This is a genomic window from Leisingera sp. M523 (genome assembly GCF_025141335.1).
Lineage (GTDB): Bacteria > Pseudomonadota > Alphaproteobacteria > Rhodobacterales > Rhodobacteraceae > Leisingera.
On record NZ_CP081036.1, the window covers coordinates 3,368,060 to 3,389,812 of the forward strand.

Sequence of the window (21,753 nt, forward strand, 5' to 3'; positions counted from 1 at the left end):
GCTGCAGACGAAAGGTCTGAGAATGACAAACACGGGATCAGGTCTCCTGGCACGGCTCCGGCAAACCCTTGCCCCGGCACTTTTCGGGCCGCCTGTGCTCGCATTCCTGCCTGCCCTGACCCTGGCCACCTATTGGCTTGGCGGCGAAACCGCGCTGCTGTCAGTGGCGCTTGGCCTGCCGGTGCTGATTGCCGTTGCCGGCGGGTTCAGCAAGCTCGGCGGCGGCGGCTTGCCGCGCGACAGTGTCACCGGCATGATGCTGCGCGACGGGTTCGAGCATGAGACCGCCCGCATCTATGACGAATGCGCGGAAACGGATTTGCGCTCCGCGGTCTTTATCCTGGAACTGGACGAGTATAAAGAACTGGCGGACCGGCACGGGCTTGAGGCCGGCGACCGTATCGTTCAGCACTGCGGCACGCAGATCGCCTCGATCCTGCGCCAGCACGATACCATTGCCCGGATCGGCGACAGCCGCTTTGCCATCTGCCTGGCCCCGACCCTGCAGCTGGATCTGGAGTTGTGCATCCAGCTGGCCGGCCGGATGCAGACCGCCGCCGAGGAACCTGTGCCGCTGGATGGCACCAACATCTACGTGACCTGCTCCATCGGCTTTTGCCAGCGTAACCGGGCTCCGGGCAAGGCCGGGTCCGACTGGACCGGCGCCGCCGTGACAGCCCTGGCCGAGGCGCAAAGCAATGGACCGGGCGGCATCCGCGCCTTTTCGGTGGATATGTCCGGGCGCGGCGGAACCCGTTCCAACCTGCGCGAAGAGGCTGCTTCGGCCCTGGAATCCGGTCAGATTCAGGCTTGGTTCCAGCCGCAGATCTGCACCGACACCGGCCGGGTATCCGGGTTCGAGGCGCTGGCCCGCTGGTCGCATCCGGTGCAGGGGCTGATCCCGCCCTCGACCTTCCTGCCCGCGCTGGAGGAAGCCGGGCTGATGGACCGGCTGAGTCAGGTGATGCTTTACAATTCCCTGGTGGCGATCAAGGCCTGGGATGCGGCCGGCGTCCAGGTGCCCTGCGTCGGGGTGAACTTTGCCACCCAGGAGCTGCGCAATCCCGGGCTTGCGGGACGCATCAAATGGGAGCTTGAACGTTTTGAGCTGCCGCCCAGCCGCCTGTGTGTGGAGATCCTGGAAACCGTGATGACCGATCAGCCTGACGACGTGATCACCCGCAACATCCTCGCCCTCAGCGAAATGGGCTGCCACATCGACCTGGATGATTTCGGAACCGGCCATGCCTCCATCGCCGCAGTGCGCCGTTTCAGCATCTCGCGCATCAAAATCGACCGGTCTTTTGTGATGAAGGCGGATCAGGATCCGGAACAGCAAAAACTGATCTCTGCGATCCTTACCATGGCCGAACGGCTGGAGCTGGAAACCCTCGCCGAAGGGGTTGAGACCGCAGGCGAACACGCACTGCTGGCGCAGCTGGGCTGCGGCCATGTGCAGGGCTTCGGCATCGGCCGCCCAATGCCGTTCGACCAGACGCTGGACTGGATCACGTCCCATGAAGCCAAATTGCAGGACACGCCTGTGATCGGCCGCCAGACCCCCTGAATACTCAATTCCTTTGATTTTCTGCTGCACCAGGGCCCTATGCCGCCCCGGCGCGCCGCGATTCTGCTTGACCTTTGCGGCCCACCTCTGTTGAACCCCACGTGTCCTTCCCTACACGAGGTGGCAGTCCCCAATGGACGATCAGAACAAAAATCTTATTCTCGCAACCGTACTCAGCTTTCTGGTGATCCTGGGGTGGTACACCTTTTTCCCCCCGCCAGAACCGGAACAGGCGCCTGATACCGCGGTCAGCGAATCCGCGTCCGCAGGCGATACCGCCCTGGCCCCCAGCGCCTCCGCAGACGCGGTGGCAGAGACCGCCGCGGAAGAGGCCGAAGCCCCCGATGCGCCGCGCGTTGCCATCGATACCGCGCGCCTGGCCGGCAGCATCTCGCTGCAGGGCGGCCGGATCGACGATCTGTCGCTGAAGGACTACCGCGAGACGCTGGACGAAGGGTCTCCGATCGTCAAACTGCTGAAGCCCGTGGGCGATGCCGGCGCCTATTACGCGCTTTACGGCTGGGCGCCGGGTGCGGGCCTGTCGCTGGACGATGTGCCGGGTGCCAACACCATCTGGACCGCGCCGGCAAACGCCGCCCTGTCCACGGACAGCCCCGTCACCCTGACCTGGGACAACGGCAAGGGCCTGACATTCTCGCGCACCATCGCGGTGGATGAGGATTACATGTTCTCGGTCACCCAGTCGGTTGCCAATGCCTCCGGCGGCAGCGTCGCCCTGGCGCCCTACGGCACCCTGGCCCGCCATGGCCAGCCTGCGGACCTGAAGAACTTCTTCATCCTGCACGAAGGCCTGGTTGGAATGTCGGACGCCGAACTGGCCGAAACCGACTATGACGACATGGCTGATTTCGAGCCCGATCCGCGCGACGGCTCCCGGGCCGAGGTCAAACAGGTCGCAGAGAACGGCTGGATCGGCTTTACCGACCACTACTGGATGTCGACCCTGATCCCCGAACCGGGCCAGGCCTTCCGTTCGATCGCCAAATTCGACGAGCGCCGCGAGATCTATCAGACCGACATCGTGCTGCCGACCCAGACCGTGGCGGATGGCCAGTCGAGCGAAGTCACCACCCGGCTGTTCGCCGGCGCCAAAGAATGGGAAGCCATCCGCGGCTACCAGTCCGCAGGCATCCAAGGCTTCCTGGATGTCATCGACTGGGGCTGGTTCTTCTTCCTGACCAAGCCGATGTTCTGGCTGTTGCACAACCTGAACGTGCTGATCGGCAACATGGGCTGGGCGATCATCGGCCTGACCGTGGTGATCAAGATCCTGGTGTTCCCGCTGGCCTATAAATCTTATGCCTCGATGGCCAAGATGAAAGAGCTTCAGCCGGAGATGGAGAAGCTTAAAGAGCGCACCGGCGACGACCGCCAGAAGATGCAAAAGGAGATGATGGAGCTCTACAAGAAGGAAAAGGTGAACCCCGCCGCGGGCTGTTTGCCGATCCTGATCCAGATCCCCATTTTCTTCTCGCTCTACAAGGTGATCTTTGTCACCCTGGAACTGCGCCACGCGCCCTTCTTTGGCCCATTCCAGGACCTCAGCGCGCCGGATCCGACCTCGATCATGAACCTGTTCGGCCTGCTGCCCTTTGCCTCCCCGGCACCGGAAAGCATCATGGCGCTGGTTTTCATCGGTATCCTGCCGATCCTGCTCGGCATCTCCATGTGGCTGCAGCAGAAACTGAACCCGGCCCCCACCGATCCGACCCAGCAGATGATCTTTGCCTGGATGCCCTGGGTGTTCATGTTCATGCTCGGCGGCTTTGCCTCCGGCCTGGTGGTCTATTGGATTGCCAACAACACGATCACCTTCAGCCAGCAGTATCTGATCATGCGCAGCCACGGCTACAAACCGGACGTGTTCGGCAACATCAAGTCGGGCTTCAAGAAGAAGCCCAAGGCTGACAGCTGATGACGCACCAAGTTACAGACATCTGGCGCCACCCGCTCAAATCCCACGGGCGGGAAGCGCTGGACACCGTAACCCTGACCGCCGGGCAAACCATGCCCGGCGATCGCGTTTGGGCGGTCGCGCATGAGGTCTCCAAGGCGGACGGCTCCGAATGGGTGCCCTGCCAGAACTTCACCCGCGGCTCCAAGGCGCCCGGGCTGATGGCCATCAATGCCCGCCTGGACGATGCCAGCGGTCAGCTGACGCTGACCCACCCGCAGCAGCCTGACCTGACATTCGATCCGGAAAATCCTGCGGATCTGCAGCGTTTCCTCGATTGGGAAAAGCCGCTGACGCCGACGGGCCGTGCCGCCTCTGCCCGTATCATCCGGGTGCCGGGCCGCGGCATGACCGATACCCCTTTCCCCTCGGTTACCCTGTGCAACCGGGCCTCCCACCGCGCAGTGGAGCAGGCCATCGGCCATGATCTGTCGCCCAAGCGCTGGCGCGGCAACATCTGGTTCGATCTGGATGATCCTTGGGCCGAAAACGACTGGCTGGGCCGCGAGGTGCAGATCGGCGAGGCCGTCTTTGCGGTACGCGAACGGGTGGTGCGCTGCCTGGCGACCACCGCCAACCCCGAAACCGGCGAACGCGACGCCGATACGCTGAAGACCCTGAAAGACAACTGGGGCCACCAGGATTTCTCTGTCTACGCCGAAGTGGTGCGCAGCGGTAAAATCCGTCTTGGCGACGCGGTAAAGGTGCTGTGATGCAGATGCAATTTTCCCTGGCCGAGGCGCCGGATGACATTTCCGCCGAAAAGGGCCGCAAGCTGTTTGCGGGCGAGACCGAGTTCCTGAAGGGTGTGGTCGCGATGAACGGCCTGCCCGATGCCGACCGGCTGGAGGTCTGCTTTGCCGGCCGTTCCAACGTCGGCAAGTCGAGCCTGATCAACGCGCTGACCGGCACCAAGGGCATCGCGCGCGCCTCCAACACGCCGGGCCGCACGCAAGAAATCAACTTCTTCACCCAGGGCCCCGAGCTGTATCTGGTCGACCTGCCCGGCTATGGCTATGCCAACGCGCCGCTGAAAATCGTGGAGCAATGGCAGAAGCTCTTGAAACGCTACCTGTCAGGCCGCCAGAACCTGCGCCGCGCCTTTGTGCTGATCGACAGCCGCCACGGGATCAAGGCGGTGGATGCCGAGATCATGAAGCTGCTGGACAGCTCTGCCGTTACCTTCCAATGCGTCATGACCAAGGCCGACAAGGTCAAGGAAACGGACCGCGCCAAGGTGCTGGAGCAGGTGAAGGACGCCTTGTCCAAACACCCCGCCGCCTACCCTGAGATCGTCCTGACCTCGTCCGAGAAGGGCGACGGCATCGCCACCCTGCGCTCAATCATCGCCGGGCTGTAACCGCATGCTGCGCTGCTTGTCCTCCTTTCTGGTTGTGATCGCCCTGGCCGTTGCCGGGCTGATCCCGGCCGGCTGGATGCCAAGCACCACACAGGACGGCAAGGTGCTGATGGTGATCTGCACCACTGACGGCGTGCAGGAGGCCTGGGTCGATCCGGGCAATGGCGGTTCACATGATCCTGCGGAACCGATGGACGACCGCAGCTGCCCCTTCTCCGGGATTACCACGGCGGCTTTGCTGCCGGACAGCACGCTGAACCTCAGCCTCGACGCACCGCTGGCCGACCGCTGGTCGCGCGAGGTGTTCACTCATCACAGTGCCGGTTTCCACTGGCGCTATGACGCCCGCGGCCCGCCCGCCGCGGCCTAGGGTCATCCCCCTTTCATCCGGCCCCGGCACTGGCTGAGCGCGCAGATCCCCCTGCCCGCCACCTGACAGCCGCCCGTCTGCTTTGCTGAATTGGATCAACGCCCGGCGCGTTCTCCTGTGCAGCGATGTCTGGACCAGGCCGGATCAATGGGTCCTGACCCTTTCATCCCCCAAAACCCCCAACATACCTGCCGGCACATCTGTGCCCGCCTATTCTGACATGGAGAGTCCCATGGCGACCAGCCAACCGCAATCCGCGGGCCAATCGCGCCCGCTGTCCGAGAAATTCTACTTCGCCGCCTGGCGCTGGCACTTCTATGCCGGCCTGTTTGTCGTGCCGTTCCTGATCATGCTAGCCGTCACTGGCCTGATGATGATGTTCATCACCCAGTTCGACGGCCGCGACGGCGAGACCATCACCGTTACCCAGGGTGCCGCCGAACTCAGCATCGCTGATCAATCCGCCGCCGTGCTGGCCGCCCAACCCGGCACCATTGCCGAATGGATCGGCCCCAAGGCGCCGGATCTGGCCGCCGTGTTCCGCGTCAAAACCGAGGCTGGCCAGCGTCTGGTGGCACTGAACCAGTACACCGGCGAAGTGATCGAGACATGGGACCGCCGCGCAGGCTGGTATGATCTGGCCGACAACATCCACTCGACCCTGTTGATCGGCGACACTGGCGACCGGCTGATCGAGATCGCCGCGGGCCTTGGCATCGTGCTGGTTCTCACCGGGGTGTACCTGTGGTGGCCGCGCGGCAATGCCGCCAGTGCCTTTGTCCCAAATTTCCGCGCCAAGGGCCGCGCCCTGTGGAAGAACCTGCACGCGGTCACCGGCTTCTGGATGTCGGCCCTGCTGGTCATCTTCCTGCTCTCAGGCCTGTCGTGGACCGGCATCTGGGGCGGCCAGATGATGCAGGCCTGGAGCACCTTCCCGGCAGCAAAATGGGACAACGTGCCCCTGTCCGACGACATCCACGCCAGCATGAACCACGGCGCCACCAATGATGTGCCCTGGGCGCTGGAGCAGACCCCGATGCCCGCTTCCGGCTCTAAGGCCGGGATTACCGGCATTTCCGAAGGCCGGCCTGTGGACGCAGGCAACATTATCGCCCTGGGCCGCGCTTTGGGGATGGAGGGCCGCTTCCGCCTGGCCTATCCCGGCGGAGAAAATGGCGTCTGGACCATCAACCGCGACAGCATGAGCGGCGACGGCGACGATCCTTTCATCGACCGCACCATTCATATCGACCAGTACAGCGGCAAGATCCTCGCCGATGTGAAATACCAGGACTACTCCCTGGCCGGCAAGGCAATGGCCGTCAGCATCCCCTTCCACATGGGTCTGATGGGCACCTGGAGCTTCGTTCTGAACGTGGTGTTCTGCCTTGCAGTGATCTTTGTCTGCGTCTCCGGCCTGGTGATGTGGATGAAACGCCGCCCCGCAGGTGCCAGCCGCCTGGCCGCACCGCCGGAACCAGCAGAGATGCCGTTCTGGAAGGGGGCTGCGCTGATTGCGGTGCTGGTCTCGCTGGCCTTCCCGCTGACCGGCCTGCTGCTGCTGGCGGTGCTGGCGATTGACGTGCTGCTGCTGGGCAACCTGCCGGTGCTGAAACGCGCGGTAAGCTGACAGAGCGCCGCCCGGCCTTTAGGCCGGGCGGCATGCCCGCCATTAAACGTGCTGCGCCCCGTTCACCTCAATCTCGGCACCAGAGATATAGGAACTCCCCTCCGAGCACAGGAAATAGATCGCCGAGGCCACCTCCTCGGGCTGGCCCAGCCGCTGCATCGGCAGCTTTTCGACAATCTTGTCGGTGCCTGGCGACAGGATAGCAGTCTCCACCTCGCCTGGCGCAATGGCATTGACCCGCACCCCCAAGGGGCCGAAGTCATGCGCCATCTCCCGCGTCAGCGCCGCCAGTGCCGCCTTGGAGGTGGCATAGGCAGCCCCAGCAAAGGGGTGCACCCGGCTGCCTGCAATAGAGGTCACGTTGACGACGGACCCTTTGGCGGCTGCCAGTTCCTCCTTCAACCCCCGTGCCAGCACAACCGAGCTGAAGAAATTCACGTGGAACACTTTGCCCCAATCCATCAGATCGGTGTCCAGCGTGCTGAGCCGCTCGCCGTCCGGCCCCTTGGGCGAGATCCCGGCGTTGTTGACCAGCGCGTCCAAGCGGCCGTCCAGCAGGTCCTGGATCTGGCCCACCGCGTTGATCGTATCCGACGGGTCTGACAGGTCCAGCTGCACATGGTTTTCCTGGCCGCCGCCCCAAGGGCATTCAGCCGGGAACGGATGCCGCGAGCAGGTGATAACCCGCCAGCCTTCGCGGTTGAAGCGGCGCACCGTCGCATGGCCGATACCGCGGCTGGCGCCAGTCAATAGCAAGGTCTTCTGACGCATCTGTTGATCCTCACAGGAGATTTCCGGGCTGAGCCTAGCACCCGCACAGGCAACCGCAATGGCCTCCCGCCGGCGGCGGCGCCCGGCGTGCCGCACGCAACGCTTGGCAGCGGCCCCGGAACCGCCTACACCCTTTTGTCAAAGGAATGATGACAGCGATGAAGACACAAAAGATGAACCGCGACTGGATTGCCACTGCCGAGACCCTCTCAAGCGCCCTGCCCTATCTGCAGCGCTATGACGGGGCCATTGTTGTCATTAAGCTGGGCGGCCACGCCATGGGCAGCGACGAAGCGATGGAGACCTTTGCCCGCGATATCGTGCTGATGCGCCAGGTCGGCGTGAACCCGGTGATCGTCCACGGCGGCGGGCCGATGATCAATGCGATGCTGGAAAAGCTGAAAATCCAGTCTGAGTTCGTCAACGGCAAGCGGGTCACCGATGCCGCCACCATGGAAGTGGTGGAGATGGTTCTGTCCGGCGTCGTCAACAAACGTATCGTGCAGGCGATCAACCGCCAGGGCGGCCGCGCCGTTGGCCTGTCCGGCAAGGACGCCAATCTGATCACCTGTGATCAGGCGGATCCGGACCTGGGCTTTGTCGGCGCCCCGGCCGATTTGGACCCCAAGGTGCTGTACGGTCTGTTTGAAAAAGACATGATCCCGGTGATCGCCCCGATCGGTGCGGGCCGGGAAGGCGAGACCTTCAACATCAATGGCGACACCGCAGCCGGTGCCATCGCCAAGGCGCTGCAGGCTGACCGGCTGTTGCTGCTGACCGATGTGGCGGGTGTCAAAAACGGCGACGGCGAGGTGGTGACCGAGCTGAAGGCCGCCGATGTTGATGCAATGACCGCCAGCGGCGTGATTGCCGGCGGGATGATCCCCAAGACCGAAACCGCGCTGGATGCGGTGCGCAACGGCGTGCGCGCCTGCACCATCGTTGACGGGCGGGTCCAGAACTCGGTGCTGCTGGAGCTGTTTACCGATCACGGCGCCGGTTCGATGATCCGCGCCTGACGCGCGCCAGCGGGGGTGTCTGAGGGGCGCTGCCCCTCTTGACCCTGCCGGGCCAATTCACCCTGGGGTATTTTTGACCAGAAAGAAGCCGGATGGCGGCGGGCGGCAGCCACCCGGCCGCTGGCTGCGTTAACTTCCTGGCGCTTTGTAGGCTTTGGCGATGCCGCCGGCCTTCTTCTGAATGGCGGTAAACTCGTCCGAGGTGAAGGCCCGCACGGTTTTCAGGTTGCTGACGGCGCCGCTGGCGCCCGTTGCCATCAGCCCCGCAAGCAGGCCCGATGCGTCGTCAATTGTCACTTGGATCGCAAAATCGCTTTCGCCGGTGGTCACGTAGTAGCTCTCCAAAGTCCCGCCTGCCGCTTCGACAAGGGCGCGGGCTGCCGCCTCGCGGTCACTGGGGCTTTCAACCATCGCTTTCATGGCAGAGGACGTATAGCAGCCGGTTACGATAAATCTTGGCATTCTGACTCTCCCTGGGGAGAAACCTGCCAGCCGCCCATAGGCCCGATGCCGCACAGTCCGGCCCGCATTCCCCCGTGGCCGGATCATACCACATTCAGGCGTTCCGGCATATGAGCGCGGCCGGCAGCAGGGCTGCACTGGCAGGACGGGCGCCCGGCAAGGCTGGGCTGGGCTGGAGCCAGCGGCTGCCGTTCCGCCGCTTCTGACCGCGCCGGCGGGAAGACGCCGGCAGAACAGAGCGGGACGTTTTTGCACTCTGGCAAGCAGGCTTGCGCTGTTAGGCTCGCGCCAAGCCCCTGACCGGATGCCGCAAATGACCCAGACCGACCTGCCAGACCACCGCGCCCGAGGTGCCCAAGGGGCGCTGTCTTATCCTGAAATCGAAGCTGCCGCCGCGCAAGCCGGGCTTGCGGTCTGCGGTGCCCTGCATCCCGCGCAGCAGCCCGTCAAGGCGCTGGAAGATGGCACATTGATCCTGCTGGGAACCGCCGCCGCTTTCTGGCCCGCCTTCAAGATCAGTCCTGAGTACCGCGACGGTGCCCCGCACCCGGTGGACCGCTGGTCCGAGCGGGTGGTCAGCACCCTGGCCCAGGACCTGCGCGGCAGCGCCTATTTCCCCTTTGGCGGGCCGCCCTACACGCCTTTCATCAATTGGGCGCTGGCGTCGGGCCGGTTTTTCACATCCCCGTCACAAATGATGGTGCATGATCGCGCCGGCATGCTGATATCCTTGCGGGGAGGCCTTCATTTCAAACAGGAAATTGACATTCCCCCTCCGCCTTTGGCAGAGTCTCCCTGCCGCAGCTGCCACACCCGCCCCTGTCTCAGCGCCTGTCCAGTCAGCGCATTGGCAGATGGCGGCCCCTACGATCTGGCAGCCTGCCATGACTATCTCGATACTCCCGCCGGCACCGGCTGCATGGCAGGCGGCTGTCTGGCCCGCCGCGCCTGCCCGCTAAGCCGCAACGCCGGCCGCGACCCGGAACAAACCGCACATCACATGAGGCATTTTCACCCCCAATGACCTGCACCCTGATCCTGACCCGCCATGCAAAATCCGCCTGGGACGCCAATGTCCCCAGCGACCACGCCCGAACGCTGAACAAACGAGGACGCCGGTCTGCCCCGGCCATCGCCGCCTGGTTGCGGGACAAAGGGTATGTGCCGGATCAAGTGATCTCATCCTCTGCGCAACGCACCCGCGAAACCTGCGAGCTGATGGAGCTGGGCGTGCCTGCGCGATTCACCGAACGTCTGTATCACGCCAATTCGGAAATGATGTTCAAGGTGCTGATTGAGGCGGAACAGCCGCGGGTCATGCTGATCGGGCACAATCCCGGCATCGCCGCCTTTGCTCATTCGATCGTCTCCAGCCCGCCGGATCATTCGCGGTTCGACGATTACCCGACCGGCGCAACGCTGGTGGCGGAATTCGACATCAGCAGCTGGAAGGATCTAAGCTGGAGCAGCGGTAAGGCGGTCGATTTCGCCGTTCCGCGCGAGCTGCTGGGCGAATAACCCCTGCGGCAAGGCAGCGCATCCCGCGCGGGAGGCCTCTGGCCGCCCAGCGGCCCGGCGCCTAGGTTGCCAAACGACAATTACCGGACTGGAGACCGTCATGCACCGCCGTACCCTGCTGCTGGCCGCAGCCGCCCTCCCCCTCACCGCCCTGCCGGGATTTGCCACGGCAGCGGAGACCATTCGCATCATGAAGTCACCCTCCTGCGGGTGCTGCACGGCCTGGGCCGATCACCTGGCCGCTGCCGGTTTCACGACCGAGGTGCGCAATGTAGCGGACGAGAACCTGTGGGCGATGAAAGAACGGCTCGGCGTCACCGGCGATCTGGCCTCCTGCCACACCGCGATGGCCGGGCCTTATGTGATCGAAGGCCATGTGCCGGCCAGCGACATCCAGCGGCTGCTGGCAGAACAGCCTGCGGCGCTGGGGCTGACCGTGCCGGGGATGCCAATCGGCTCGCCGGGGATGGAAATGGACGGGGAGCGGGAGGCATTCGATACCCTGCTGATCCTGGGTGATGGCACAACAGAGGTGTTCGCAAGCCACTCCTGACTGTGGAACCCTGAACGAGAAAAAGGCCGGGCAAACGCCCGGCCTTTCTGTGTCACGGTACTGGCGCCTTAGTGGCCCAGGATCTGGCTGAGGAACAGTTTGGTGCGTTCGCTCTTCGGGTTGTTGAAGAACTCTTCCGGCTCGTTCTGCTCCACGATCTGACCTGCGTCCATAAAGATCACCCGGTTCGCCACCTGACGGGCAAAGCCCATCTCATGGGTCACGCACAGCATGGTCATGCCTTCTTCGGCCAGTTCGATCATGGTGTCGAGCACCTCCTTGATCATCTCCGGATCCAGCGCCGAGGTCGGCTCATCGAACAGCATGATGCGCGGCATCATGCAAAGCGAGCGCGCAATCGCCACACGCTGCTGCTGGCCGCCCGACAGCTGACCGGGGTATTTGTCGGCCTGCTCCGGGATCTTCACCTTCTCCAGGAAATGCATCGCCCGCTCTTCGGCCTCTTTCTTGGGCGTCTTGCGGACCCAGATCGGCGCCAGGGTGCAGTTCTCCAGAATGGTCAGATGCGGGAACAGGTTGAAGTGCTGGAACACCATGCCAACCTCGGAACGGATCTTGTCGATGTTCTTAAGGTCATTTGACAAGACGGTGCCATCCACCTCGATCCTGCCCTGCTGATGCTCTTCCAGGGCGTTCAAACAGCGGATCAGGGTGGATTTACCCGAGCCGGACGGGCCGGCAATGACGATACGCTCGCCCTGGTTCACCGTCAGGTTGATGTCGCGCAGCACGTGAAAGGACCCGTACCACTTGTTCATGTTGGAGATTTCGATGGCGACTTCGTCGCTCACCTGCATCTTGGAACGGTCGATTTGACGGTCGGTCATAAGTTCAGACATATGTTGAACTCCTTAACGGTGGCCAGTCTGAAGCTTGCGCTCCAGATACATGGAATAGCGGGACATGGAGAAGCAGAAGACGAAGAACAACAGGGCGATAAAGCCGTAAAGTTCCCAGACGATGCCGTTCCAGTTGGAGTCCGCGCGAATGGCGTTAGAGAGGCCCAGAGGGTCCAGAAGCCCGATGATCGAGACCAGCGTGGTGTCCTTGAACACCCCGATGAAGGTCGAAACGATGCCGGGGATCGAGATCTTCAGCGCCTGCGGCATGATGATCAGCCGCTGCGCCTGCCAGTAGTTGAGGCCGAGTGAATCGGCACCCTCATACTGGCCGCGGGGCAAGGCTGCCAGGCCGCCGCGGATCACTTCGGCCATATAGGCCGCAGCAAACAGCGTGACCATGATCAACACCCGCAGGATGATGTCGAAATTGGTTCCCGGCGGCATGAAGATGTTCAGCAGGGTCGAAGCCACAAACAACAGCGTGATCAGCGGCACACCCCGGATGAACTCGATAAAGCCCACGCAGATGTATTTGACGATCAGCAGATCCGACTGGCGGCCCAGCGCCAGCACGATGCCGATCGGCAAGGAGCAGGCGATGGCCACAACACCGATGGTCACCGACAGCATGAAGCCGCCGAACTTGCGGCTTTCCACCGCTTCGATGCCGACGGGCAGGATCGAATCCAGCGCCCCCGTGACCGGCGCCGCCAGCAGCGTCCACCAGATAACAGCCGCGGCAACGCCCAGGATCACGCCCAAAAGTGTGCTCAGCGCTTCTGCTGCGAATTTGTAGACCAGCCCGCCGATGACAAAACCTGCCAGCGCGGCAATCGGCATCCAGATGGTGCCGCCCCACAAAAGCCAGGGGAAGATGAACGGGTAAAGCGCCGAAAAAATCAGCAGTTTCGACGGCACCCGGTCCGAGAACAGCACCGGCGCCAGCGCCGCGCCCAGCAGGACAAATGCTGCAACCGGGCGCCAGTACAGATGGCTTGGGTAGAAGCCGAAGATCAGCTGGACCCAGCGTTCCTTGATCACGCCCCAGCAGGCGCCATGGGCATCGCCATGGCCTGCTGCGGCCAGCGTTTCACGGCAATTGGACAGCGAGGTTCCGTCCCAGGTGGGCGACAGGATCCAGGGAACAATGGCAGCCAGCACGAAATAGACCGCAGCAAGGGACGCAATGGTCAGGATCGAGTTGAACCAGTTGGAAAACAGGTTATGCCGCGCCCAGCCGATCACCCCGACCTCAGAGGCGGGCGGATCCTGCTCGGGAAGCATTTCGGTGCGGACAAATCCGATATCAGACATCTCAGCGCTCCTTCAGCTTCACGGCTTCGTTGTACCAGTTCATGACCCCGGAAATGGTCAGCGAGATCGCCAGATACACCACCATCAGCAACAGAACGCATTCCAGCTCGCGCCCTGTCTGGTTCATGGTGATGCCGCCCAGGGTGCCGGTGATGTCCATGTAACCCACGGCAATCGCCAGCGACGAGTTCTTGGTCAGGTTCAGATAGTTGGAGATCAGCGGCGGGATGATCACCCGCAGCGCTTGCGGCAGAACCACCAGCGACATGATCTTGTTGGAGCGCAGGCCCAGGGCCTCGGCGGCTTCGGTCTGGCCCTTGGAGATCGCCATGATCCCGGCGCGCACGATTTCCGCGATGAAGGCGGCAGTGTACAGCGACAGCGCCAGCCACAACGCGATCAGCGAGTTGCGCATGTGGGTGCCGCCCTGAAAGTTAAAGCCCTTCAGCTCAGGGTAGCCCAGGTGAAAACCCAGCACAGCCAGCAGGATCACCATCGGCACCACCACCACGGCGGTGCGCACATGCCAGGTCACCGGGCGGTCGCCGGTGGCTTCCTGGATGCGGTCCGCACGCTGGCGGATCTTGATCGACGCAAACAGGCTGAGGCCCAGCACCACCAGAATGGCAATCAGGTCCAGGCTGACGTCAAACCGCAGCGAGGCATCGCCAAACAGATGCGCATCGCCCAGCGAACGTGAGAACAACGGTTCGGGGATATAGACACCCCGGTTGGTCACGGCAACGCTGTCCATCAGGCTGAGCGTGGCTTCGGGATTTTCACCCCGGAACGCCCGTGGCGCCGGCAGGGTTTCAATCAGGATCGCCATCACAAAAACGATCCACAACAGCACCGGCACGTTGCGGAACAGCTCGACGTAGATCGTCATCAGACGCGCCACCAGCCAGTTCGACGACAGCCGCAGAACACCGATGATCACACCCAGGATGGTGGCCGTGATACAGCCCAGAAACGCAACAACCAGCGTATTCAGAAGCCCCATCAGCGCGGCCCGCAAATGGCTGTCGCGCGAGGTGTACTCCAGCAGGCGCTGGTTGATATCATAGCCGGCCGGTTCGGTGAAGAAACCGAAGTCAAAAGCCTTATCCTGCGCCGCCAGGTTGCTCATTGTGTTGTTGATAAGCCAGGCTGCCAAAAGCATGAACCCGAACATGGCGATGACCTGGATGGTCCCCGACCGGTAACGGGTGTCATAAAGGAGCATAGACAGCCGGAACTGCTCCTTTGGAGGGTCAGTTAACGTTGACATATAGTGTGATCCCCTGGGCTCCGGTGGTCTGTCCTGGCGGGGTTGTCCCCGCTCCGCAGCGCTCCGGAGCTTATTTTCTGATAGGAAAAGGGCGCAGGAAACTCCTGCGCCCTTTCCGATGGTCTGTTTAGCGGAACGGCGGTGCGTACAGCAGGCCGCCTTCGGTCCACTGTGCGTTCAGGCCGCGGGCCAGGCCGACCGGGGTGTCTTCGCCGATGTTCTTGGCAAAGATTTCACCGTAGTTCCCCTGCGAGGCGATTGCCTTCTGGGCCCAGGCGGCGTCCAGGCCGAGCATCTCGCCCAGGGTGCCTTCGCTGCCCAGCAGGCGGTTGATTTCCGGGTTCTCGGTGCCGGCGGACATTTCGCTCAGGTTGGCCGATGTGATGCCCAGCTCTTCAGCTGCGATCAGCGAGTTCAGGGTCCAGCGGACAACGTCGCCCCACTCGTGGTCGCCGTGGCGGACCAGCGGGCCCAGCGGCTCCTTGGAGATGATTTCCGGCAGCAGCACATGCGCGCCCGGATCATCAAAGGTGGCACGGGTCGCAGCCAGACCGGAGGCGTCGGTGGTGTAAACGTCGCAGGCGCCAGCCAGATACTGCTGCTGCGCTTCGGCGTTGGTTTCGATCGGAACCGGCTCGTAAGAGATGTTATTGGAGCGGAAGAAGTCCGCCAGGTTCAGCTCGGTGGTGGTGCCGGTCTGGATGCAGACGGTGGCGCCGTCCAGTTCCTTGGCCGAGGACACGCCCAGCTCTTTCGGGACCATGAAGCCCTGGCCGTCATAATAGTTGACGCCGGTGAATTCGAACTTCAGGTCGACATCACGGCTGAAGGTCCAGGTTGTGTTGCGGGCCAGCACGTCGATCTCGCCGGACGCCAGCGCGGTAAAGCGGGTCTTGCCGGTGGTCGGCACGAATTCAACAGCAGTCGAGTCGCCCAGCACAGCTGCAGCCACAGCCCGGCACACGGCAACGTCGAAACCTTCCCATTCCCCGTTTGCATTCGGAGCCGCAAAGCCGACCAGGCCGACGGTGACGCCGCAGTTCAGCTTGCCGCGCGCCTTAACATCGTCCAGCGTTCCGGCAGAAGCAGCGCCAGCCGCAAGACCGGCAAAAGCCATTGCGCCCAAAAGTACGGATTTTTTCATTTTTACCTCTTCCTGATAGCCCGCCATTCGGCGGAATAGCCCGCCATTCAGCGGTTCTTATTAACCGGCGATCCCCCGCCGGAATTGAGACTGAAGAAGGGTTTACCCCTTTTTCGCGCCCAAGTGTGGGCGCATTCATCAACAAACGTCAAGGGTGGGATCAGGAAATTCGATGCGCGGCATACGCACAGATTGCCCGTGAGTAAATTTATTTACGCCTCACGGGGTCATTCGGTAATTTTCTGTTCTCTCAGGAGAAATCGTAAAACCGCTTGGCGTGCAGAAATTCCTGCCGCTTCACCTCCGCCGCAGCCTGGGCGTCCTCGTCGACACCCCATTGCTCTGCCTGCCAGCGCTCATCCAGACGCGACAGTTGCCAGATCTCATCGGCACTCCGCCAGCCCTGCGCAGCAGCAAAGCCAAGGATCAAAGAGCCGGAAATCCCTACCAAATCATGGAAAGCCGCCAGCTGGAACGGTGTCATCGCATGCACCTTTTCCGCCAGCGCCGCCAGCGCCGCGGTCTCCTGCGGCTGGTGCAGAATGCCGGTCCTGGGCTGCAGCTGCACGCCCAGCGCCCCTGCTGCCCAGTCCAGCGCCGGGTCCCATTCCTGCGCCTGACGCAACGTCAACTCAACCGGCGCGTCGGCGCGGTAGCACAGCAGGTCGGAATCGCCATATTCAGCCAGCATGGCCGCAACTTCGCTGTGCTGATGTGTCACCTTGTCAATCGCGGCATTGGCAGAGCGGGTACAAGGCATGGTTCCGGGGTCTACTGATTCGGTCTGCGCGTCCCATTCCGCGGCGATGGCGTTTCCCATGGCCCGGGTCGGCACCGCCAGCGGCGCCTTGGCCGGCGTTTTCACCCGGCGCCCGTCAAGCTCCACCGCAAACCCGTCTTCAGTCTGCACAACCGAGACGTCTTTCCAGAACCGTTTCTGTGCCCAGCCGCTCATCTCTTACACCTTCCAAATCTCTGCCAGCAGCGGGCGCAGCTCCGCGAAATCGCGGATCAGGTAATCGGCGCCCAATGTCTCTGCCGGGTGGTATCCCCAAGGCACGGCGATGGTGGTGACCCCCGCTGCGCGCCCCATTTCAATGTCGAACCGCGTGTCGCCGATCATCACGGTGCTGGCACGGTCCACCCCGGTTTCCGCCATCGCCGTCAGTACCATCGACGGGTGCGGCTTGGACGGGTGATGGTCAGCCACTTGCCGGGTCACAAAACACTCCAGCCCATGCGCTGCAATCAGCGCCTCGACCCCGCGCTGGGATTTACCAGTGGCGACCCCCAGCAGGTATTCCGGAATTGCGTTCAGTTCCGCCAGCGCTTCGCGCGCACCGGGATAAAGCGGCGAATGCGCAGCCCCGGCGGCTTGGCGGGCCAGCATATAAGAAGACTTGTACCCCTCCACCAGCGCGTCAACCGTCACGGTATCCTGGTCCGGCGCCAGCTCCTTCATCGCCAAGGGCAGCGACAGGCCGACAATCGACAGGATTGCCGCGCGCGGCGGCACTGGCAGGCCAACACCGTCAAAGGCTTCGGCCATCGCACCGGTGATCGCGCCCTGGCTGTCCGCCAGGGTGCCATCCACATCAAACAGGATCAGCCGCAGCGGTGAACTCACTTCAGATCCTCAAACGGGTCATCCGCCGCCAGATCCTCGCTCCAGCCGAAGGTGTCCCAGCTCTCCTTCATATGATCGGGCAAAGGCGCCACAACCGAGACATTCTTGTGGGTCACCGGATGTTCGAACACCATGCGGCGGGCGTGCAAATGCAGCTTCTTCGAGATCACGCCGCCAAACTGCGCGCCCCAGCCGTCGCCCAGGTTTTCCTGCCCCGAGCCGCCGTATTTGCCATCCCCGGCAATCGGATGGCCCATGCCCGACATATGCGCCCGCAGCTGATGGGTGCGGCCGGTAATCGGCTCCATCGCCACCCAGGCAGCGCGGCTGGCCACACGGTAGAGCGTGGCATAAAGTGTATGCGCCCGCTTGGCGCCGTATGTGTCATCGATGTCGTGCGGATGCACGTTGATCATCTTCTCGCCTTCGCCGCTCTTGCCGTGGCCCGGCGCCTTCACCAGCCCGTTCTTGATCTCGCCCAGATACGGCGTCGGCACGCCGGCGACCAAAGCCCAGTAAATCTTGCGGGTGTTCTTGTGGCGGAACGCAGCGGTCAGCCCCTGTGCTGCCTTGCGGTTGCGCGCCAGCACCAGAATGCCGGAGGTATCCTTGTCGATCCGGTGCACCAGCTTGGGCTTGTCCTCCAGCCCGAACTTCAGCGCTTCCGCCAGCCCGTCCACATGTTTGGTGGTGCCGGAGCCGCCCTGCACTGCCAAGCCCGCAGGCTTGTTCAGCACGATCACATCGTCGTCCCGGTAAATCACGCAATCCTGGATCATCCTGACATCAGCGTCCGAGATCTTCATCTCGCGCGGCGCGGCAGGTTTCAGATCACTGTCCGCCAGCGGCGGCACCCGCACCACCTGCCCGGTCTCAACCCGGGTATTTGCCTTGACGCGCCCGCCGTCCAGCCGCAGCTCACCCTTGCGGCACATCTTCTCGATGCGGCCCTGGTTCACATGCGGAAACAGCCGCCGCAGCCAGCGGTCAATGCGCTGGCCGCCATCGTCTTCGCTGACGGTAATCATCTGAACGCCGCTCATGCGAACACTCCTCTTGCGGCCATCAGGCCCAAAAACAAACCGCCCACGGACAATCCAACGGACAGAACAACATAAAGTGCGGCCTGCCCGAAGGCGCCGCGCTCGATCAGGTTGGCGGTCTCCAAGGAGAACGCCGAGAAGGTGGTGAACCCGCCCAGAAGCCCGGTCATCACCAAGGGGCTGAGGTGGGTCAGCCCGCGCATCGCCGCAGCAACCACAAACACCCCCATCAGGAAGGAGCCGATCACATTCACGGTGATCACCGCCACCGGGAAATCATGGTGCCCCAGCAGCCGGATGATGCCCAGCCCGGCCAGATAGCGGCACACCGCCCCGATTGCGCCGCCAAGGGCCACCATGGAAACCGAAGAAATCATCCCCGTCCTGTCGCCGGCACAGGCAGGGATGTCAAGTTTTGCCCGTGTTGCACGGCGCGCAGGGCTGACGCTGTCCGCCCCTTCCTCTTGCCAAAAATATCCCCGCCGGAGGCAGCGGCTTTGCAGGCAAAGCCGCTTTACTTGTTCCGCTTCAGCCTGAGGTTCGCAAAATAGTCCGTACGCCGTTTCAGCTCGCGCTCAAACCCGCGCTCCACCGGCTGGTACAACACAGGCCGCTTCACCCCGTCGGGGAAGTAGTTCTGGCCGGAAAACCCGTCCTCGGCGTCATGGTCATAGGCATAGCCATCGCCGTATCCTTGCTCCGACATCAGCTTGGTCGGCGCGTTCAGGATATGCTTGGGCGGCGGCGCGCTGCCGGTGGTCTTGGCCAGGCGGCGGGCGGCCTTGATGCCCACATAGACCGCGTTCGATTTGGGGGCGAGCGCCAGGTAAACGGCGGCATTGGCCAGCGCCAGCTCGCCCTCCGGGCTGCCGAGGCGCTCATAGGTCTGCCAGGCATTCAGGCAGACCGTATTGGCCTGCGGATCCGCCATCCCGATGTCCTCAGTCGACATCATCGTGAGGCGCCGGGCCAGGAACCGCGGGTCCTCGCCGCCCTCCAGCATCCGCGCCAGCCAGTACAGGGCGGCATCCGGGTCCGAACCGCGGATTGATTTATGCAGGGCGGAAATCAGGTTGTAATGCTCATCCCCGGATTTGTCGAACTTGGCCGCTCGGCGCATCAGCCGTGTGGCCAGCGCCTCCCGCCCCAGGGAGGCCTCCACCTTCCAGGCGGCAACCTGCTCGATCAGGTTCAGCAGCGCCCGGCCGTCGCCATCAGCCATCTCATGCAGCGCGTCTCGGGCATCGCCTGACAACGGCAAAGCCCGGCCCAGTTCCTTTTCGGCGCGCTGGGTCAGGCGTTCGAGGTCCGCCAGCGACAGACGCTCCAGCACCAAAACCTGGCTGCGCGACAGTACAGCCGCGTTCAGCTCAAACGAGGGGTTCTCGGTTGTAGCCCCCACCAAGAGGATAGTGCCATCCTCCATATGCGGCAGGAAGCCGTCCTGCTGGGCCTTGTTGAAGCGGTGGATCTCGTCGACGAACAGCAGTGTGCCCTGGCCGTTCTGGCGGCGGATCTTTGCGGCCTCAAAGACCTTGCGCAGCTCCGGCACTCCAGTGAAGATCGCCGAGATCTGCACGAAATGCAGGTCGGTCTCCTGCGCCAGCAGCCGCGCGATGGTGGTTTTCCCCACCCCCGGCGGCCCCCAGAAGATCAACGACGACAGCGAGCCGGACGCCAGCATCACCCCCAGCGGCGCCTCCGGCCCCAGCACCTGTTGCTGGCCGATCACCTCCGCCAGCGACTGCGGCCGCAGCCGGTCGGCCAGCGGCCGGTTTGGCTGCGGCGCATCGCTGTCTGCAGTCGCAGGGCTGCCGAACAGATCCGCCATCAGGTCCGGAACCGCAGGGTGACACGCTGGCCGCGCCGGTTCAGGTCCAGCTGAATCCAGCGGCCGCTGTTTGCCAGAATTGCATAGACGTCATCGGTGCTGGCAACAGGCTGGCCGTTCACTGCCAAGAGTGCGTCGCCGGGCTGCACCCCGCCGCGTCCGGCATAGGGGCCGGGGTCCGTCACCACCACGCCTTCGGCCGACAGGGGCAGGCCGAGGCGCGCAATCACCTGCGGATTGATCCGCGCCACGGTCAGGCCGGGCAATGCCGTGTCTTCATCCAGCTGCACCGGATTTGCGGGCGGCTGATCAGGTGCCACGATCATCGGCACCGCAATCTCTTCCCGCTCAGCACCGCGCAGCCGGGTGATCGCGGACATGCCGTCCAGCCCGGCCACAGACATGCGGAACACCATCTCGGACGGTGAATTCACCACTTCGCCATCCACATGGGTGATCACATCGCCCACCTTGAATCCCGCCTTGGCAAAAGGGCTTTCAGCATGCAGGTCGGAAATCACCATGCCCTCGGGCACGTCCATCTCCAGCGAGGCTGCCAGATCGGCATCCACTGGCTGCCCGGCCATGCCGGCCCAAGGGCGCTGGAACTCTTCCGCGCCTTTGCGGGCCTGATTGACGAACTCCGTCACCAGGTTTGCAGGGATCGCAAAGCCGATGCCGTTGGAACCGCCGGAACGGGACAGGATGCGGGTGTTGATGCCGATAAGGTCGCCGTTCACGTCGATCAGCGCCCCGCCCGAATTGCCCGGATTGATCGGCGCGTCGGTCTGGATGTAGTAGCCAAAGCCGTCGCCTGCCCCCATGCCGGTGCGGGCAAGCCCTGAAATGATGCCGCTGCTGACGGTCTGGCCAACCCCGAAGGGGTTGCCGATGGCCAGCGCCAGCTCACCCACCTCGACCTGGTCGCTGTCGCGCAGGTCCAGATGCGGCAGGCCTTCGGCCTCTTCCAGCTGCAGGATTGCCAGATCGCTGGCCTTGTCGCCCAGGATCACCCGCGCATTGTATTCGCGCCGGTCAGAGGTCACCACGCGGATTTCGGTGGCGCTGCCGACAACATGGTAATTGGACACAACGATGCCATCCGCCGACAGGATCACGCCCGAACCCAGCGAGTTCTCCACCCGCGGCTGCGGCTTGGCAAAGCCCCGGAAGAAATCATCGAAGAACGGATCATTCATGAACGGCGATCGGCGGCGCTGCTGCACCTGGCGCACCACTTTGGCGTAGATGTTGACTACTGCCGGCGAGGCTTCCTTGACCAAAGGCGCAAAGCCGAGGGTTATTTCCGCCTGGTTCTGCGGCACACGGGTTTCTGCCACAGCCGGCAAGGCAAGAACAATGGCAAGGGCGGTCAGGGCTGGGCGGATCATGGGCGCTCCGTTTGTTACTGCCCGAAGGATATGCGGAGCGCGCAC

Annotated in this window: 22 protein-coding genes; 10 read left to right on the forward strand and 12 right to left on the reverse strand. The window is 63.2% G+C overall.

Annotated features, from left to right (window positions below; translation table 11 throughout):
* The first annotated feature begins 22 nt into the window (after positions 1 to 22).
* The 6 genes from K3557_RS16630 to K3557_RS16655 all read left to right on the forward strand — a co-directional run bounded on the left by K3557_RS16630 (position 23) and on the right by K3557_RS16655 (position 6,902).
* A complete protein-coding gene (locus K3557_RS16630) occupies positions 23 to 1,567 on the forward strand; it encodes a bifunctional diguanylate cyclase/phosphodiesterase (protein ID WP_259995135.1) in 1,545 nt (514 codons plus the stop codon).
* 133 nt (positions 1,568 to 1,700) lie between these two features.
* Positions 1,701 to 3,503, forward strand: a complete 1,803-nt coding sequence (gene yidC, locus K3557_RS16635) for a membrane protein insertase YidC (RefSeq protein ID WP_259995136.1) — start codon at positions 1,701 to 1,703, stop codon at positions 3,501 to 3,503.
* Entirely contained in the window at positions 3,503 to 4,255 is a 753-nt protein-coding gene (locus tag K3557_RS16640) for an MOSC domain-containing protein (protein WP_259995137.1), read from the forward strand. Before yidC ends, K3557_RS16640 begins: the two co-directional genes overlap by 1 nt.
* Positions 4,255 to 4,902, forward strand: coding sequence for a ribosome biogenesis GTP-binding protein YihA/YsxC (gene yihA, locus K3557_RS16645; RefSeq protein WP_259989379.1), 648 nt, complete (start codon positions 4,255 to 4,257; stop codon positions 4,900 to 4,902). The genes K3557_RS16640 and yihA overlap by 1 nt, the downstream gene beginning before the upstream one ends.
* A 4-nt stretch (positions 4,903 to 4,906) precedes the next feature.
* Entirely contained in the window at positions 4,907 to 5,272 is a 366-nt protein-coding gene (locus K3557_RS16650; RefSeq protein WP_259995138.1) for a DUF2946 family protein, read from the forward strand.
* 232 nt (positions 5,273 to 5,504) lie between these two features.
* Positions 5,505 to 6,902: a PepSY domain-containing protein gene (locus K3557_RS16655; protein ID WP_259995139.1), complete on the forward strand. Its 1,398-nt coding sequence runs from the start codon at positions 5,505 to 5,507 to the stop codon at positions 6,900 to 6,902.
* Between the two features lie 42 nt (positions 6,903 to 6,944).
* Here the strand turns inward: K3557_RS16655 and K3557_RS16660 are convergent, their stop codons facing one another.
* Entirely contained in the window at positions 6,945 to 7,673 is a 729-nt protein-coding gene (locus K3557_RS16660; RefSeq protein ID WP_129372188.1) for an SDR family NAD(P)-dependent oxidoreductase, read from the reverse strand.
* Positions 7,674 to 7,831: 158 nt separating this feature from the next.
* Between K3557_RS16660 and argB the strand changes: the two genes are divergently transcribed.
* The gene (gene argB / locus K3557_RS16665) at positions 7,832 to 8,692 is read left to right on the forward strand and encodes an acetylglutamate kinase (RefSeq protein ID WP_259995140.1); all 861 of its coding nucleotides are present in this window, start codon (positions 7,832 to 7,834) and stop codon (positions 8,690 to 8,692) included.
* Between the two features lie 129 nt (positions 8,693 to 8,821).
* Here the strand turns inward: argB and K3557_RS16670 are convergent, their stop codons facing one another.
* Positions 8,822 to 9,154 carry a GYD domain-containing protein gene (locus K3557_RS16670; protein ID WP_259995141.1) on the reverse strand — a complete coding sequence of 111 codons (333 nt, stop codon included), beginning with the start codon at positions 9,152 to 9,154 and terminating at the stop codon, positions 8,822 to 8,824.
* Positions 9,155 to 9,467: 313 nt separating this feature from the next.
* Here K3557_RS16670 and K3557_RS16675 point away from each other — a divergent pair, with 313 nt between their 5' ends.
* The 3 genes from K3557_RS16675 (at position 9,468) to K3557_RS16685 (ending at position 11,225) form a co-directional block, all read left to right on the forward strand.
* A complete protein-coding gene (locus K3557_RS16675; protein ID WP_259995145.1) occupies positions 9,468 to 10,178 on the forward strand; it encodes a ferredoxin in 711 nt (236 codons plus the stop codon).
* The gene (locus K3557_RS16680) at positions 10,175 to 10,672 is read left to right on the forward strand and encodes a histidine phosphatase family protein (RefSeq protein WP_259989367.1); all 498 of its coding nucleotides are present in this window, start codon (positions 10,175 to 10,177) and stop codon (positions 10,670 to 10,672) included. Before K3557_RS16675 ends, K3557_RS16680 begins: the two co-directional genes overlap by 4 nt.
* 100 nt (positions 10,673 to 10,772) lie before the next feature.
* On the forward strand, positions 10,773 to 11,225 hold the full coding sequence (locus K3557_RS16685; protein WP_259995147.1) for a DUF411 domain-containing protein: 453 nt from the start codon (positions 10,773 to 10,775) through the stop codon (positions 11,223 to 11,225).
* A gap of 68 nt (positions 11,226 to 11,293) precedes the next feature.
* Here the strand turns inward: K3557_RS16685 and K3557_RS16690 are convergent, their stop codons facing one another.
* The 10 genes from K3557_RS16690 to K3557_RS16735 all read right to left on the reverse strand — a co-directional run bounded on the left by K3557_RS16690 (position 11,294) and on the right by K3557_RS16735 (position 21,708).
* Complete coding sequence (locus K3557_RS16690; protein ID WP_311198476.1) at positions 11,294 to 12,085, reverse strand: amino acid ABC transporter ATP-binding protein; 792 nt, start codon at positions 12,083 to 12,085, stop codon at positions 11,294 to 11,296.
* A 12-nt stretch (positions 12,086 to 12,097) separates the two neighbouring features.
* Entirely contained in the window at positions 12,098 to 13,402 is a 1,305-nt protein-coding gene (locus K3557_RS16695; protein WP_259995149.1) for an amino acid ABC transporter permease, read from the reverse strand.
* A 1-nt stretch (position 13,403) separates the two neighbouring features.
* A complete protein-coding gene (locus K3557_RS16700; RefSeq protein WP_259995151.1) occupies positions 13,404 to 14,672 on the reverse strand; it encodes an amino acid ABC transporter permease in 1,269 nt (422 codons plus the stop codon).
* Between the two features lie 127 nt (positions 14,673 to 14,799).
* On the reverse strand, positions 14,800 to 15,816 hold the full coding sequence (locus tag K3557_RS16705) for an amino acid ABC transporter substrate-binding protein (protein WP_259989359.1): 1,017 nt from the start codon (positions 15,814 to 15,816) through the stop codon (positions 14,800 to 14,802).
* A gap of 250 nt (positions 15,817 to 16,066) precedes the next feature.
* Complete coding sequence (locus tag K3557_RS16710) at positions 16,067 to 16,771, reverse strand: ATP12 family chaperone protein (protein ID WP_259995153.1); 705 nt, start codon at positions 16,769 to 16,771, stop codon at positions 16,067 to 16,069.
* A 3-nt stretch (positions 16,772 to 16,774) separates the two neighbouring features.
* Entirely contained in the window at positions 16,775 to 17,443 is a 669-nt protein-coding gene (locus tag K3557_RS16715) for an HAD family hydrolase (protein ID WP_259995154.1), read from the reverse strand.
* A complete protein-coding gene (locus K3557_RS16720) occupies positions 17,440 to 18,486 on the reverse strand; it encodes an RluA family pseudouridine synthase (protein ID WP_259995156.1) in 1,047 nt (348 codons plus the stop codon). The genes K3557_RS16715 and K3557_RS16720 overlap by 4 nt, the downstream gene beginning before the upstream one ends.
* Positions 18,483 to 18,863, reverse strand: coding sequence for a fluoride efflux transporter CrcB (gene crcB, locus K3557_RS16725; RefSeq protein ID WP_259995158.1), 381 nt, complete (start codon positions 18,861 to 18,863; stop codon positions 18,483 to 18,485). The genes K3557_RS16720 and crcB overlap by 4 nt, the downstream gene beginning before the upstream one ends.
* Positions 18,864 to 19,000: 137 nt before the next feature.
* Positions 19,001 to 20,317 (reverse strand): replication-associated recombination protein A, encoded by a 1,317-nt coding sequence (locus K3557_RS16730; protein WP_259995160.1) that lies wholly within the window; start codon positions 20,315 to 20,317, stop codon positions 19,001 to 19,003.
* Positions 20,317 to 21,708 carry a trypsin-like peptidase domain-containing protein gene (locus K3557_RS16735; RefSeq protein WP_259995162.1) on the reverse strand — a complete coding sequence of 464 codons (1,392 nt, stop codon included), beginning with the start codon at positions 21,706 to 21,708 and terminating at the stop codon, positions 20,317 to 20,319. Before K3557_RS16735 ends, K3557_RS16730 begins: the two co-directional genes overlap by 1 nt.
* Positions 21,709 to 21,753: the final 45 nt, after the last annotated feature.

What these genes read in the sequence shown, in the direction of transcription:
- K3557_RS16710 (WP_259995153.1), bottom strand. Translation starts at nt 16,771, where the DNA reads ATGAGCGGCTGGGCACAGAAACGGTTCTGGAAAGACGTCTCGGTTGTG.
- K3557_RS16650 (WP_259995138.1), top strand. Translation starts at nt 4,907, where the DNA reads ATGCTGCGCTGCTTGTCCTCCTTTCTGGTTGTGATCGCCCTGGCCGTT.
- K3557_RS16660 (WP_129372188.1), bottom strand. Translation starts at nt 7,673, where the DNA reads ATGCGTCAGAAGACCTTGCTATTGACTGGCGCCAGCCGCGGTATCGGC.
- argB (WP_259995140.1), top strand. Translation starts at nt 7,832, where the DNA reads ATGAAGACACAAAAGATGAACCGCGACTGGATTGCCACTGCCGAGACC.
- K3557_RS16655 (WP_259995139.1), top strand. Translation starts at nt 5,505, where the DNA reads ATGGCGACCAGCCAACCGCAATCCGCGGGCCAATCGCGCCCGCTGTCC.
- K3557_RS16705 (WP_259989359.1), bottom strand. Translation starts at nt 15,816, where the DNA reads ATGAAAAAATCCGTACTTTTGGGCGCAATGGCTTTTGCCGGTCTTGCG.
- K3557_RS16630 (WP_259995135.1), top strand. Translation starts at nt 23, where the DNA reads ATGACAAACACGGGATCAGGTCTCCTGGCACGGCTCCGGCAAACCCTT.
- yihA (WP_259989379.1), top strand. Translation starts at nt 4,255, where the DNA reads ATGCAGATGCAATTTTCCCTGGCCGAGGCGCCGGATGACATTTCCGCC.
- K3557_RS16735 (WP_259995162.1), bottom strand. Translation starts at nt 21,708, where the DNA reads ATGATCCGCCCAGCCCTGACCGCCCTTGCCATTGTTCTTGCCTTGCCG.
- crcB (WP_259995158.1), bottom strand. Translation starts at nt 18,863, where the DNA reads ATGATTTCTTCGGTTTCCATGGTGGCCCTTGGCGGCGCAATCGGGGCG.
- K3557_RS16680 (WP_259989367.1), top strand. Translation starts at nt 10,175, where the DNA reads ATGACCTGCACCCTGATCCTGACCCGCCATGCAAAATCCGCCTGGGAC.
- K3557_RS16640 (WP_259995137.1), top strand. Translation starts at nt 3,503, where the DNA reads ATGACGCACCAAGTTACAGACATCTGGCGCCACCCGCTCAAATCCCAC.
- K3557_RS16675 (WP_259995145.1), top strand. Translation starts at nt 9,468, where the DNA reads ATGACCCAGACCGACCTGCCAGACCACCGCGCCCGAGGTGCCCAAGGG.
- K3557_RS16685 (WP_259995147.1), top strand. Translation starts at nt 10,773, where the DNA reads ATGCACCGCCGTACCCTGCTGCTGGCCGCAGCCGCCCTCCCCCTCACC.
- K3557_RS16695 (WP_259995149.1), bottom strand. Translation starts at nt 13,402, where the DNA reads ATGTCTGATATCGGATTTGTCCGCACCGAAATGCTTCCCGAGCAGGAT.
- K3557_RS16690 (WP_311198476.1), bottom strand. Translation starts at nt 12,085, where the DNA reads ATGTCTGAACTTATGACCGACCGTCAAATCGACCGTTCCAAGATGCAG.
- K3557_RS16700 (WP_259995151.1), bottom strand. Translation starts at nt 14,672, where the DNA reads ATGTCAACGTTAACTGACCCTCCAAAGGAGCAGTTCCGGCTGTCTATG.
- K3557_RS16670 (WP_259995141.1), bottom strand. Translation starts at nt 9,154, where the DNA reads ATGCCAAGATTTATCGTAACCGGCTGCTATACGTCCTCTGCCATGAAA.
- K3557_RS16720 (WP_259995156.1), bottom strand. Translation starts at nt 18,486, where the DNA reads ATGAGCGGCGTTCAGATGATTACCGTCAGCGAAGACGATGGCGGCCAG.
- K3557_RS16730 (WP_259995160.1), bottom strand. Translation starts at nt 20,317, where the DNA reads ATGGCGGATCTGTTCGGCAGCCCTGCGACTGCAGACAGCGATGCGCCG.
- yidC (WP_259995136.1), top strand. Translation starts at nt 1,701, where the DNA reads ATGGACGATCAGAACAAAAATCTTATTCTCGCAACCGTACTCAGCTTT.